The following is a 13665-nucleotide window of genomic DNA, read 5'->3' as shown; positions in this document are numbered from 1 at the left end:
AGCAAGCCCTTATAGGGCTGAAAAAAAGCCACCAGCTATGCTGGTGGATGGTTACTGAAGAAAATTTTTGATTGGGAATTTTTAAAAATCGATTATTGCTGAATATAGGTTGTTTGTGAGCAAATTCAGACTATTTATATTTAATTTGTTTAAATAAAGAAAAAATGTGCAAAAAAGCGCGACTTTAAGCATATTTTTTTTGTATAGTAAATATGAATGAAATAATTTATTTAGTTAAGAATAAAAATGCAAGAAACAGCATTTTACCGTATAGATATATGGTAAAATCGATTTTACAGTATTTTCAATTGATAATTAAGCATATGTGGGTTTTTATAATTGGAAAGGGTCAAATTATGTTCAAAATAAATATTATTGGTTATAATATTTTTTCACCAGGTGGAACAACACGCAGCAATTTGAATTTGATTGCAGAATTTAATGCTCAGAATTATGTAGTTGTTTATTACAATTACACTGATTTTGATAGATTTGATTTGCGCAGGCTACATAAGCATGAAAAAGCTACTGCTAATGTCCAAATAAAGAAGATAGGGGAGTTGTATAGGCAAACTACTGAAAAAAATGTTGAGAAGGAATATTTTTTCATTACACGGGAGGATCTTTTTCCGTTGGCCGCGGTGATACGAAAATATAATTTGAAAGCGCTAATTATCGGTGAGGTGCATACTCCTTTGGGACTTTTGAACGAGCATTTTGCTAGTGTCGACCTGAGCCCGTTCACTTGTCTTCGTGTAGCAACACCGGCTATCAAAAAAAGTTTTGTTCAAAAATATCATTTTAATCGTATTTATATACAGACAGTGAGTTTAGCTCACCTGCAGTTATGTGATCCTGCTCAAGTACAGCGGAACAAAACCAGCAATTTATTAGTTTACGCGCGGTTTGATGAAAGTGCTAAGGATATAACTTATGCAATCAAGCTGACAGCATATATCATTAATAAGTTAAAGAAGGGTAATATCAGGTTGTACATAAACGGTTATGGACCGGATAAAGCTCGATACGAGAGAATGATTGCACATAATCATCTTAAAAATGCAGTCTTTATCAATAAAAAAATACCTAGTGATTATATTGCATTATCGACTTCGCATGTTGAGACATTAGGATATGCGATCGCCGAGTCTTTGGCACAAGGCCATCGTGTAATAGCTTATGTTGGAGATGACCATGTTACGTACGAGAATTTCAGCGAGGTTCCACTTATCAATTGGTTGTATAAAAAAGATGTAGCTGCTGATGCACAGCAGGTTTTAAAAGCTATTTCTGAGAGTATGGATAAAGAAGAACTTGTCAAGAGTATGAATATATTGAAAGAAATGAAGTTCGGATATGTCCAGAAAATGTTTAAAAATGTTTCATTGTTCGCGGGCAACGGAAGCTTAGCTGATGAAAAGCTTGAAAACATTGAAAGTGAAACAAAACAGCAGATTGAAAAGGTGTTAGGAGCTTCACATGCACCGTGGTACCTTAAAATGTATCGTCATTCAAGGCGTGTTCCAGGCTTGAGAAAGCTATTACAGCAACCTAAGCTATGTGAATGGCTGAAGTCATTGAGAAAAAGCAAAAAAATAGAATGAAGGACTTGAAAGTCATATCCTACTTTCTCATTAATGAACTCAGCTGTTTAAATTATCATGAAAAAATCCGATAGTAGTAACTATGTGGTTTTAGAAACGGTTAACGCTAGTTGAGTGGTTATTTTATAAATATAATCTGCTATGATTGATTAGAAAAAAATGGTACTATTTAATTTAAAGAGTTTCCAAACTTCTAAACAATTTGATAAAATGAAATTGCCATAGTTAAAAAAATTTTCATGCATTAAATTAACTATTTTCTTTAGGATTGCTGAATTAGTGGCTCCAACCAGAAAAAAAGTGAAGTGATTGGCGTAAGAACTAATTCCAGAAAAAGTTGAAACGACATTATTACTGCGCTTTTTGATGTACTGTTATTTATTGGACATGTGTTTAATTAATTAAAAAGGAGTTTATGGGATGAAAACTGGGGAATTAATAAAGGATATTCGAACAGCGAAGGGGATAAAAGCAAAGACTGTTTATGACAATTTACTGTCACGATCAATGTACTATAAATATGAAAGCGGACTCGTTGAAACAACCGCCGATACTTTTTTACATATATTGGACAGATTGAACGTTGAGTCTGATGAATTCGCGGTTTTATTTAAGAAGATCATGCAAAGACAGGTGCACTATCATTACGGTGAATATCGCGACGATTTGCTAAGATCGTTTCGAGATGGGAACTTTACTGAAATACGAGCTTTGGAGAAAAAACTTGAACGCGGGTATGAAGAAACACATTTGCTGCGTTTCTATAACCTTCAGCTGATCGCAAGGGCTATGAAGAAAAAGTTAGGTCGAGCAAATGAAAGTACTTTAGCTGAGCGCAAAGAAATTGCGCATTACCTTTTACGGAGTAAACATTGGGGACACTATGAATATAAGCTCTTGTCTGATGCAATGTTTATGTTTGACAGTTCCTCGGCTGAAAAACTTTTGCAGAACCACGAATGGTTAGAAGAAGATGATGAACAGGATCTGTGTTTAGAAAATCTGAAGATCAAAACTTTGTGTGGAACTATTTTGCTATTCATGAAATCTGATAAGAAAGAGCATACAGCATACTATTATAATTTGTTATCTAAGATAAATGTAGATTCCAACAATATCTATGCCCAGAGCAATAAACGATTTTTTAATGGACTTAAAACAATATATGATGGAGATTATGAGCAGGGAATTAGGCTTATTTCTGAAATATTTTCTCTATATCAAAAGGTTGGTTTGGATGATCTATATCGGGAACATGTTGCCATCTTACAGGAATTGTTGAGTACACAGCTGCAAAAGAAGGGAACACGCCGTCGGCGAAAAGCTTAACCAGCAGATTATTCTATGTTTATTAAACTTGAAAAATTTTTGGTTACAGTATAGAATAAAAAGATATGTGGATGACGAAAGGAGGAGCAGTGATGTCACAAAATACTCATGTTGGGGTTGCCAATGATCGTCGCCCTGTAAATCAAAAAAATATTAAGAAACGTCGTGCTCAACATCAAGCTGTTTTAGCTTTCTTGAAGAGTCGTGAAGAATTAGAAAAAGCAGCTAAATAATTGGTGCAGCCGTTTTGGATGCATTGGCCGGCATGAAACGTCCCCAGCGTTTTGTGGTGGTCTTTTTTAATGGAATATATGTTTGTAAGAAATTGAAAAATATTTATAAGAGAAATTTTTTTAGGCGGGATATGATATAATCAGTCAATAAGAGGATGGGGAAAAAATGAGCATTTTAGAAGTTGATGGTATTTCGCATACATTTGCAGACAAGCAATTGTATCAAGATGCCAGTTTTAGACTAAATAAAGAAGATCATATGGGTATTATTGGTCAAAATGGTGCGGGTAAAAGTACGTTGATCAAAATTATTACTGGTCAGCAGTTGCCAGATGAAGGAAATATTAAGTGGCAAAATGGATGCAGAATCGGTTATTTAGATCAATATGCACAGGGCGCACATGACTTAACAGTTTTTGAGTTTTTAAAAACGGCGTTTGCAAATTTATACCGGATTAGCAAAGAACAAACAAAATGTTATGAACAGTATGCGGAAACAATGGATGAAAAATTAATGGAAAAAGCTGGGCGCTATCAAGAACAGTTGGAAGCCAATGACTTTTATGAAATCCAAACACATATTGAGCAGGTTATGGCAGGTTTGGGGATTGATGCGATTGGCAAAGATCATAAAGTCAGCGAATGCAGCGGAGGCCAACGCTCGAAAATAATCTTAGCGAAGCTTCTTTTGGAAAAACCGGATGTCTTGTTGCTAGACGAACCAACAAACTATCTGGACACTGACCATATTGAATGGCTCATTAACTATCTGAATAGTTTTACCGGGTGTTTTATGGTGGTGTCACATGATTTCGACTTTTTGGAGAGGGTCACGAATACAATAATTGATATTGCTTTCGGCAAGATCACCAAATACACTGGTAGTTTTAAATCTGCAATTAAGCAAAAGGAAGTAAAAAAAGAAGTTCAGCTGAAAGCATACGAAAAACAGCGTCAGCAAATTGAAAAAGATGAAGCATACATTCGAAAAAACAAGGCTGGGACTCGTTCAACGATGGCAAAATCAAGGCAAAAAAGGCTAGATAAAATGGAACGGATTGATCCGCCTAGTGATGCACTCCAAGCACATTTTAACTTTCCGTATGAAGAATTACTATCAGCAGCAACATTAACTGTTGATAATCTTTCTGTTGGATATGAGGCACCTTTGTTAGAGCCCGTAACATTTTCTTTGAGCCACGGCGAAAAGGTTGTTTTGAAGGGCTTTAATGGTGTGGGAAAATCGACCTTAATCAAGTCAATTTTGGGCTTGATCCCAACCTTTGGAGGAACAGCTAAATTTGTCGATGCAGTGAAGGTTAATTATTTTACACAGGATTTGGAATGGGAAGGTAATATGAAAACACCTTTGCAAATTGTGCAGGATATTTATCCAAGACTTGAACCCAAAACAATTCGGCAACGGCTGGCACGCGCTGGGCTTAATGCAGCTAATGCTATGAAACCAATCAAGTTATTGAGTGGTGGCGAACAAACGAAGGTCAAGATTTGTATTCTTGAACTTAAGCCTAGCAATTTCTTGATTATGGATGAACCTACTAATCATTTAGACGATGAAACGAAAGAGGCTTTAAAAGAAGCTTTGATTGCTTTCCCGGGGAATGTGCTATTAGTTACGCATGAGGCATCTTTTTATGATGGCTGGATCGATAAGATCTTCGATGTTGAGAGTGTCAGATTAAGTAAGGGTTAGAGAGGTATACTGATGAATAAGAAAAAAATTTTGGCTTGGCTGGTTGCAATTATACTTGTTTGTTTTGCAGGCTGGAGTATTGTTCATGTTAAACAAGCTGAAAAAAAGAATAGCATCAAGTTAGAAAAGGCTGCTAAGAAAAAAGCGGAATTAAAGAAAAAAGGAATCAAAAATTTAAATCTGCGCAGACCCATCAGTTGGCGCAAATCATCTGAAAAAGTTGATTATCCAAATTTGGATTTAGTGGAAAATTTTTGGATTGAGGTTTCAACCAAAAAGCAAAGAGTATATTTAAAATCTGATAAAAAAACGATTTATACAATGTACGCATCAATAAGTTTACCGCGAAAAAGTTCTAAAGATATTAAAGCTTTGCCTAAGGGGACTTTTTACATTCAAGATCAACGGGGAAAGTTTTTCTATAATCCAGTGAGTGGTGAAGGTGCGAAGTACTGGGTTTCTTGGAAGGGCAAGGGGGCACACATGTTCCATTCAGTTCCAACAGATGAAAATAAGAATTATCGGCGTGATGAGGCCGAGAAGCTTGGTAAAACGGGACAAGATGTTAATACACATGGTAACATCCGTTTATCAGTGGCGGATGCAAAATGGATGTCGGAGCAAGTGCCAAAAGGAACAAAGGTGATTATTAGGTAGAAAAAGTATTTTTGATTAAGTAAATATGACAGGTGAGTAATCAAGAAATAATAAACACGAATTATTTGTATTATGATCTGCATTGTTGGGCAACTAACTAAGTTCTGCGGGTGATAATCAAGAATTCGTGTTTTTTACTATAGCTAAATAAAAAATGCGGTTTTCTGATGTAAACAAGTAGTTTTTTTTGAGCAGATGATTATCGTACACAACCTTTTTTGCGCTATCCTTGAATTAGAAGCTCCTTTCTTAAGAAGCTATTTTCTAGAGGAAGTGTTGTAGATGTCAAAAATTAAGGGTTCCGATTTGTTAGTTGATGTGTTGGCTGATTGGGGAGTTAAGAATGTCTACGGGTTACCTGGAGATTCAATTGACACAACGGTCGATGCTTTGAGAAGACAGCAAGACAGGATCAAGTTTATCCAGGTCAGACATGAAGAGGTCGCTGCGTTGGCAGCAGCTGCAGAAGCTAAATATACTGATAAAATAGGGGTATGCTTGTCGATTGGTGGTCCAGGAGCGATCCATCTTTTGAATGGTTTGTATGACGCTAAAATGGATCATGTCCCTGTTCTAGCTTTGTTAGGCCAAGTAACTTCCAAGTCGTTGAATGAAGGCTATTTTCAAGAAGTTAATACATCCAAGCTGTTTGATGATGTGGCTGTTTTTAATAGAAATATTTCATCTGTAGATAACTTGCCAGATATTGTCGACCAAGCAATTAGAAGTGCGTATGAAAACAAGGGCGTTGCTGTTTTGACTATTCCGGATGATATTCCTGAACAACAACTAAAAGAGGCATATAAATCATCGGCTCGTGCTTTTTCCCTAAGTACCCCAGAAGTTGATAAAATGCAAGTCAAACGTGCGGCAAACCTTATTAGTGGAGCTAAAAAGCCAATTGTGCTTCTTGGAATGGGCGCTAAGAAGGCGGGCGCGGATATCAAACAATTTGTTGAAGAAAATCAGATTCCTTTTGTTGCAACTTTGCCAGCGAAGGGCATTATTAATGATGCACACCCTAATTCACTAGGGAACGTGGGCAAATTAGGGACTAAGCCAGCTTATGAAGCAATGCGAAACACGGATCTGTTGATTCTGTTGGGAACCAACTATCCGTACCGTCCTTATCTGCCCAAGAAAGGACAAGCTAAATGTATACAGGTTGATTTAAAGGCTGAGAATCTCGGAAAACGATATGGTGTTGATGTCGCTATTCAAGGCGATACAGCAAAAATTGTGAAGGAACTAAATAGACGAGGAAGAATTCGTCAAGATGCAGCTTTTTTAAATGCTTGCCAGAAGAATATGAAAAATTGGAATAATTGGATGCAATCTAAACGACAATTAGACACTGCACCACTAGCCCCAGAAGCAATGGCAGCATATATTGATGAAACTGCACCAAATGATTTGGTGTATTCGATCGATGTGGGGACATCGACTTCATGGGCTGCCCGATTTCTGCATGTTAGGGAGTCACAAAAATTTGCGATTTCTGCTTGGTTAGGAACAATGGGGTGTGGATTGCCAGGCGCAATTGCAGCTCAAGTTGCATATCCAAAATGCAGAGTCTTGACAATAAATGGTGACGGTGCTTTTTCAATGGTTATGCAGGACTTTGTGACGGCTGTGAAATATAAACTGCCACTTATCTGCGTGGTTATCAATAACCAAAAGCTTGCCTTTATTGAATACGAGCAGCAATCAGCAGGACAATTGAATTATCAGATTGATTTGGCTGATATGGATTTCGCGAAATTTGCGGAGGCATGTGGCGGTATTGGCATAACAGTTAAGAGTAACACAGAGTTTAAAAAAGCTCTTGATCGCGCTTATAAGGTTAAGGATAAACCAATTCTTATCAATGCTTACGTTGCTGATAATGCTCCTCTTCCTGGAAAGATCGTAATGGATGAAGCAAAAGGATACCTGAAGTTTGGGCAGGCATATTTGGAAAATTACTGGAAAATACCTGAATTACCGCCATTAAAAGATATTATGCGTCAATTTTTTTAGTTAAGTCAGCGGTTGGATTATGTCAAAGGTTTAAAAAGGTGGCAGGAATGCTACCTTTTTTTGTATATTTTACGGATTCACGGATAAGTTTTTTATTGATATAGATTATTGAAAATGACAAAAATAGAGGTGAGCAATTTGAAAGTAGTGGTCATAGGAGGATCAGGTTTTGTTGGACAAGGCATTTTAAAGTATTTGGCAAACGATTCTGACTTCAACTTAACCAGTATTTCACGCTCGGGACAACCACGGGTAAACCAAGCCTGGATTCATGAAGTTAAATGGATTTGCTCAGATGTGAATGAGGATAAAAACTGGAAAGAAGTAGTTGAAAACGCTGATTGGGTGATAGATCTGATCGGTGTTCTATTTGAAAAAAATTACCATGAGTATCAGCAAAAAAGTGTGAAACCAGCAAAAAGATTGATCAAGCACCTACATTATAAAGCTAAAAGCACCAGATTTTTGTTTGTTTCAGCCAAAAAAGCTCCCTTTTTTCTTAAAAATTATATGCGGGCAAAAAAAGAAGTCGAAAGGGAAATAATGCAGAAATTATCTGGCAGAGGGTATATAGTATATCCAGGGATGATTTATGCGAAGGAACGCAAAATGGTTTGCTTGACGGCTAATTTGCTTAACTGCGCAATGAGGATGCCTGTTCTAAAAAGAATGCTGGCTGTGTACAAGCCAATCAAACGGATAAATTTCAGTTATGAGATCAAGCGGATTCTGCTGGGGTATAACAGTTATTTGCTTTGAAGATCTAACGTAAATGCGCAGACAGTGATAAGCTATTAATTACTTGAGGTGAGAGGAAAATGGAAAAAGCATGCACAACAATTCTGGTCGGTAAAAAGGCGAGTGTCGATGGTTCAACGATGATTGCGAGAAATGATGATACATTTTTGCCGCTCACTCCTCAGCGCTTTATTATGCGCCCAGCTGGAGGAAAAAGTGGAGAGAAATTGATTTCTAATCAAAACGGATTTACCGCAGAATTACCGCCAAAAAGTCTTCGTTATACAGCAACACCCAACGCAGATGCCGGACATGAAGGTGTTTTTGATGAAAGCTCGATCAATGAAAAAAATGTTGCAATGTCGGCAACAGAAAGTGTATATGGAAATGAAAGAGCGTTAGCTTATGATCCATGGGTACCAAACGGCCTAGCTGAAGATTCACTTCAGACAATGGTGGCTCCTTATATTGAATCTGCGCGTGATGGAGTACAGTATCTAGGAAAATTGATTGCACAGTATGGGTCACCTGAAGGAAACGGTGTCCTCTTCTCTGATAAGAACGAAGTCTGGTATATGGAAATTGTTACGGGGCATCATTGGGCAGCAACGCGTATCCCAGATGATGCATACGCAGTTGCTGCTAACCAAGTTGCACAGCAACAAATAGATTTTAATGATCAAGATAACTACTTATGGTCGGAAGGGATTCAAGCGTTTGTCAGTCAGCACCGCCTTAATCCTGATAAGAAGGGATGGAATTTCAGGCATATCTTTGGGACTGATACTGAGAAAGATCGGCATTACAATACACCACGGGTTTGGTTTGGACAACGTTATTTAAACCCAAGTACCGAGCAGGATCCAATGTCCAGTGATCTGCCTTTTATTTGTCGTGCAGAACGGCTAATCGCAGTCAAAGATCTGGAATATATTTTAAGCTCGCACTATAATGAGACGAAGTACGACCCATTAGGACACGGGAGTGAAGCTGATAAATTAAAGTTTAGACCAATTTCGCTTAACAGAACACAAAACTCGCATGTTTTGCAGATCAGAAACAATGTTTCCTCGGAACATGCGGCTTTAATGTGGATTTGTTTTGGGATACCGTCTTTTACACCATATGTGCCTTTTTACACGAATGCTAATGATACTGATCCTAGCTGGAGTGAGACCTCGCTTGAATATAATATTCAAAATGCATATTGGATGTATCGAACATTGTCAATGCTGGTGGAATCTCATCATGCAGAGTTCATCCAAGACGATTTGGACTACCTCAAGGAATGTCGCGAGTTACAGTTGCGGTTGCTTGAGAAGATAGATACTGCTGCTTCAAATAAAAAAGGCCGAGCCCTGACAGAGTTTTTAACTCAGCAAAACTATCAAATCTCAGCAGCAATGCGTACAAAAACTATGAAAATGATCGGTCGTTTTGTCACAAAGGGTTTGACATTGTCTAAACTAACTTTTAATATGGACAAGAATCTTTGATATGGTAAAAACAATTTAATTTTGGAGTTGGTGTGATGAAGATTAAGGTTGAGGCTTTTGTAAACAAAATTGAGAATGATGATTTTCAATCAGCAGCTTTTGAAGCTTTACCAGTAAAAAAGAATGTTGACATGGAAAGACTTGAGCACCTTTTTGAGCAGTTTCGCAGTTTCCTGGAGCAGGAGAAGCTGACAAGAGTCAGTCAGCCGCTGCTTTTTGAAGATGAATCCGTTACAGTCTCATTAGAGAGTGGGATCATTAATCTTCCATTTGCGAACAGCAACAGGGTTGATAATTTTTTTGAGAAAAGTGAAGATGTCGATGTAATTGTCAATTTAATCGTGGAAGCTGCAGATGTTAATGCTTCGGGATTAAGGATTGATTCTTTTGGGACTGTGAAGGATTATCTTACAGATTATCAAAAGGTTAATCAAGCATTGACTGCTGGAGTTAATGAACAGTTAGGGCTGCTTGCAAAAAACAAAAACGCTGAAAATGAAAAAGAGAGCTGAGTTTGGTGTAAGCATGATTTCTTTGCAACAAAGTTGCTTTGCTTAAAAAATAACTGTTTTGCAGGGCTTCAGCTTTTCTTTGGTAAGTAAATAAATTTATTTGCTTAATATAACAAAGATAATTTGTTGACAAATAATGAAAATAAAATTAAAATTAACGAGAACTTAATAATTAAAGATAATTTGATGAACGTTGAAGAGAAGAGTAGCTTTTCTGAGTATATTTAAGAGAACCCCGTTAGGTGAGAAGGGGGATAAAAAGGAAAAGCGAAGATGAGCTTGGAGTTTGATTGATGGTCGCAAGGCTGTTGATCCGTTGGTTACGGTACAACCATCGGCTTTTAAAAATAGCTGTTGAGATCGTTAGCGTGAGCTAACGATAAAACAAGGTGGTACCGCGAGACTCTCGTCCTTAATTAAATTAATGGATGAGAGTTTTTTTTATTTAAAAAATAAGGTGGGGATCATGTGATCGAATTTAAAAATGTTTCAAAGATATATCAGACGAAGTCGGGAACAGTCCCGGCAGTTCAAAATGTTTCTTTGAAGATCAATACAGATGAAGTTTTTGGAATTATTGGTTTCTCCGGGGCTGGGAAAAGCACATTGGTTAGAATGATGAACGGCTTAGAGACGCCAACTAGTGGCGAGCTCAGTATTAATGGCAAACGGAACGATAATTTGTCAAAGAAGCAATTACGTGAACAGCGCCGGAAAATAGGTATGATTTTTCAGCACTTTAATCTATTATGGTCGCGGACCGTTTTAGAGAATATTATGTTCCCTCTAGAGTTGACTGGCATGAGTAAGAGTGAACGGGTGAAAAAGGCCACGCATTTAGCGGAACTTGTTGGTTTAGGAGAACGAATCAATGCCTATCCTTCACAATTATCCGGCGGCCAGAAACAACGAGTAGGAATAGCACGTGCTTTGGCAAATGACCCAGCAATATTAATTTCTGACGAAGCAACAAGCGCCCTGGATCCACAAACGACGGATGAAGTGCTGGATTTGCTGGCACGAATAAAAAGCAAACTTAAACTAACAATTGTCATTATAACGCATGAGATGCATGTTATCCGGAGGCTAGCGGACAGAGTTGCAGTAATGGAGAATGGGCATGTGATTGAAGAGGGAACGGTGGCCAAGGTCTTTACACGGCCGGAACAGGAATTGACACGCAAATTTGTGAACACTGAGACAGATACAGGTCCAGACGAGGACGTTAAACCTGTTATTAGTGAACTTCTGCAGAAATATCCAGAAGGACAGCTGCTGCAATTAAAGTTTCATGGAGATCAAGTTAAAATGCCGATTGTTTCAGAAATGCTTCACCAATTCCCTGACTTGCAGCTAAGTATTTTGCAGGGATCAGTTCGACAGTTACAGGATGGTTCCGGTTCGATCGGCAGTCTCTTTGTCCAACTCGTAGGTAATGAAAAAGACATCAAGGGTGCGCTCGAATTTCTTAGAACTATGAGAGTTGAAACGGAGGTGTATAAGCATGAATAATCAGGGGTTAAGCACTTATTTCAAGTTCAGCAGTGTTAATTGGAACAATATGTGGGGAGCAACCTGGGAAACTCTGTGGATGACGGTGGTTTCAGTTGTTTTAGTTGCTATTTTTGGTATTTTGCTAGGACTGCTTTTGTATGAAACAACTGGAAGCAATAATATTGTTATCCGAGGTTTAAATACGCTTGTGGCATTGTTTGTGAATGTCTTTCGCTCAATTCCATTTATCATTTTGATAGTACTTTTACTTCCAGTAACTCAGACATTAGTGGGAACGCAGATCGGTCCCAAGGCGGCATTACCATCGCTCATATTCTCTGCAGCACCTTTCTATGCGCGGTTAGTTGAACTGGCTTTTCATGAAGTTGATGGCGGAGTCGTTGAAGCGGCAGAGTCAATGGGTGCGAATAAGTGGCAGCTTATTTACAAAGTGTTGATTCCTGAGAGTATGCCAGCGTTGACTTCTGGAATTACTGTGACAGCAATCTCATTGATTGGCTACACCGCAATGGCTGGAGCGATTGGGGCTGGCGGACTGGGGCAGTTAGCTTATACTGATGGTTTCCAAGCTTATAACAATGCTATTACCTTTACTGCGACAATTATTATTGTTGTGATCGTTTTTATTTTCCAATTTTTAGGGGACTTTGCAGTTCGTCATTTAGATAAACGCTGAGTAAAAAATCGATAAAAAATATAGGAGTGATTTTAGATGAAAAAGAAATTAGCAGGTTTGCTTGCAGTAGCTGCATCAGCTTTATTGCTAGTTGGATGCGGCAAAGCATCTTCGTCGGAGAAGAATACAACGATTACAGTTGGGGCTTCCTCGGTTCCACACGCCGAAATTTTGAAACATGTCCAGCCACAACTGAAAAAAGAAGGTGTTAATCTTAAAATAAAGGTTTTCCAAGATTATATTATGCCTAATAAAGCGTTGGCAAACAAAGAACTGGATGCTAACTATTTCCAGCATATTCCCTTCTTAGATAATTGGAATAATAAAAATAATGGCAGCTTGGTTTCAGCTGGGGCAGTTCATTTGGAACCGATCGGAGTTTATTCAAAAAAAGTTAAGAATTTGAAGGATTTAAAAGATGGAGCAACTGTGTTAGTTAGCAGTAATGTGGCTGACTATGGCCGTGTTTTGACGATTTTTAAAGATGCAGGTTTGATTACCTTGAAGAAGGGTACTAAAATTACGTCGGCAACTTTTGATGATATCAAAACTAATAAAAAACATTTGAATTTCAAACATACTTATGAGGCTAAACTCATGACACAGTTTTATAAAAATGGTGAAGGTGATGCGGTTGTTATCAATGCTAATTACGCTGTTCAAGCCGGCTTAAATCCATCTAAGGATGCGATTGAACTTGAAAAATCTTCATCGCCATATGCAAATATTATAGCTGTTAGAAAAGGTGATAAGAACAAGCCTGCTATTAAGAAGTTAATGAAAGCCTTGCAGTCCAAGTCAACTCAGAAATGGATCAAGGACAAATATAAGGGTGGAGTACTGCCAGTTAAACAAACAGATTAATATTTGTAATACTATCCGAAATAGATAGTATCAAAGTTAGCTTGTGGGACTGATTGAAATCAGTTCTGCAAGCTGCTTTTTTTCCTTTTTAGATTCTTTAGCAGCTATTTGGTTATCTTATTATAGAAGAATATTGGTTTAATATGTATTTTTCGGTGCTCCGGGCAAATGGCTTATTATGGGGATGAACAAGCAGGAGACAGCTTTTCAGTTTCGAAATTAATGCGGTAAAAACAATAAAAATCTTTACCAATATCGATTAACATTTAGAAAGGAAAAAATGATATGATGTATTCATAGAGTAGACG

12 protein-coding genes and 1 other annotated feature are annotated in these 13665 nt (G+C 37.7%); all 12 genes read left to right on the top strand.

The genetic code is table 11. From position 1 onward, the window contains the following. Nucleotides 1-356: 356 nt before the first annotated feature. Complete coding sequence (locus FC19_RS08775) at nt 357-1604, top strand: glycosyltransferase (RefSeq protein WP_057876595.1); 1248 nt, start codon at nt 357-359, stop codon at nt 1602-1604. Nucleotides 1605-2024: 420 nt separating this feature from the next. Further along, nucleotides 2025-2933 carry a helix-turn-helix domain-containing protein gene (locus tag FC19_RS08770; protein ID WP_057876594.1) on the top strand — a complete coding sequence of 303 codons (909 nt, stop codon included), beginning with the start codon at nt 2025-2027 and terminating at the stop codon, nt 2931-2933. 92 nt (nt 2934-3025) lie between these two features. Continuing rightward, the gene (locus FC19_RS11635; RefSeq protein WP_164477449.1) at nt 3026-3166 is read left to right on the top strand and encodes a hypothetical protein; all 141 of its coding nucleotides are present in this window, start codon (nt 3026-3028) and stop codon (nt 3164-3166) included. Nucleotides 3167-3332: 166 nt separating this feature from the next. Beyond that, nucleotides 3333-4880 (top strand): ABC-F family ATP-binding cassette domain-containing protein, encoded by a 1548-nt coding sequence (locus FC19_RS08765; RefSeq protein WP_057876593.1) that lies wholly within the window; start codon nt 3333-3335, stop codon nt 4878-4880. 12 nt (nt 4881-4892) lie between these two features. Then, a complete protein-coding gene (locus FC19_RS08760; protein WP_057876592.1) occupies nt 4893-5537 on the top strand; it encodes a L,D-transpeptidase in 645 nt (214 codons plus the stop codon). 282 nt (nt 5538-5819) lie between these two features. Continuing rightward, complete coding sequence (locus FC19_RS08755; protein ID WP_057876591.1) at nt 5820-7556, top strand: pyruvate oxidase; 1737 nt, start codon at nt 5820-5822, stop codon at nt 7554-7556. 114 nt (nt 7557-7670) lie between these two features. After that, nucleotides 7671-8315 carry an NAD(P)H-binding protein gene (locus FC19_RS08750; RefSeq protein WP_083488413.1) on the top strand — a complete coding sequence of 215 codons (645 nt, stop codon included), beginning with the start codon at nt 7671-7673 and terminating at the stop codon, nt 8313-8315. Nucleotides 8316-8374: 59 nt separating this feature from the next. After that, nucleotides 8375-9790, top strand: coding sequence for a C69 family dipeptidase (locus FC19_RS08745; RefSeq protein WP_057876589.1), 1416 nt, complete (start codon nt 8375-8377; stop codon nt 9788-9790). Between the two features lie 35 nt (nt 9791-9825). After that, nucleotides 9826-10302 (top strand): hypothetical protein, encoded by a 477-nt coding sequence (locus tag FC19_RS08740; protein ID WP_057876588.1) that lies wholly within the window; start codon nt 9826-9828, stop codon nt 10300-10302. A gap of 184 nt (nt 10303-10486) precedes the next feature. Continuing rightward, nucleotides 10487-10719: a binding site (T-box leader), on the top strand. A gap of 51 nt (nt 10720-10770) precedes the next feature. Continuing rightward, complete coding sequence (locus FC19_RS08735) at nt 10771-11814, top strand: methionine ABC transporter ATP-binding protein (RefSeq protein WP_057876587.1); 1044 nt, start codon at nt 10771-10773, stop codon at nt 11812-11814. Next, entirely contained in the window at nt 11807-12493 is a 687-nt protein-coding gene (locus FC19_RS08730) for a methionine ABC transporter permease (protein WP_057876586.1), read from the top strand. The genes FC19_RS08735 and FC19_RS08730 overlap by 8 nt, the downstream gene beginning before the upstream one ends. Nucleotides 12494-12529: 36 nt before the next feature. Beyond that, complete coding sequence (locus FC19_RS08725; RefSeq protein ID WP_057876585.1) at nt 12530-13357, top strand: MetQ/NlpA family ABC transporter substrate-binding protein; 828 nt, start codon at nt 12530-12532, stop codon at nt 13355-13357. The last annotated feature ends 308 nt before the right edge of the window (nt 13358-13665 follow it).

This window comes from Liquorilactobacillus aquaticus DSM 21051 (assembly GCF_001436755.1).
In the GTDB taxonomy this organism is placed as follows: domain Bacteria; phylum Bacillota; class Bacilli; order Lactobacillales; family Lactobacillaceae; genus Liquorilactobacillus; species Liquorilactobacillus aquaticus.
Note: the sequence above shows the minus strand (reverse complement) of the source record. Positions and strands in the feature narration are given on the sequence as shown.

Coding starts and splice junctions, on each gene's coding strand:
- FC19_RS08775 (WP_057876595.1), top strand. CDS start 357: ATGTTCAAAATAAATATTATTGGTTATAATATTTTTTCACCAGGTGGA.
- FC19_RS08770 (WP_057876594.1), top strand. CDS start 2,025: ATGAAAACTGGGGAATTAATAAAGGATATTCGAACAGCGAAGGGGATA.
- FC19_RS11635 (WP_164477449.1), top strand. CDS start 3,026: ATGTCACAAAATACTCATGTTGGGGTTGCCAATGATCGTCGCCCTGTA.
- FC19_RS08765 (WP_057876593.1), top strand. CDS start 3,333: ATGAGCATTTTAGAAGTTGATGGTATTTCGCATACATTTGCAGACAAG.
- FC19_RS08760 (WP_057876592.1), top strand. CDS start 4,893: ATGAATAAGAAAAAAATTTTGGCTTGGCTGGTTGCAATTATACTTGTT.
- FC19_RS08755 (WP_057876591.1), top strand. CDS start 5,820: ATGTCAAAAATTAAGGGTTCCGATTTGTTAGTTGATGTGTTGGCTGAT.
- FC19_RS08750 (WP_083488413.1), top strand. CDS start 7,671: ATGACAAAAATAGAGGTGAGCAATTTGAAAGTAGTGGTCATAGGAGGA.
- FC19_RS08745 (WP_057876589.1), top strand. CDS start 8,375: ATGGAAAAAGCATGCACAACAATTCTGGTCGGTAAAAAGGCGAGTGTC.
- FC19_RS08740 (WP_057876588.1), top strand. CDS start 9,826: ATGAAGATTAAGGTTGAGGCTTTTGTAAACAAAATTGAGAATGATGAT.
- FC19_RS08730 (WP_057876586.1), top strand. CDS start 11,807: ATGAATAATCAGGGGTTAAGCACTTATTTCAAGTTCAGCAGTGTTAAT.
- FC19_RS08725 (WP_057876585.1), top strand. CDS start 12,530: ATGAAAAAGAAATTAGCAGGTTTGCTTGCAGTAGCTGCATCAGCTTTA.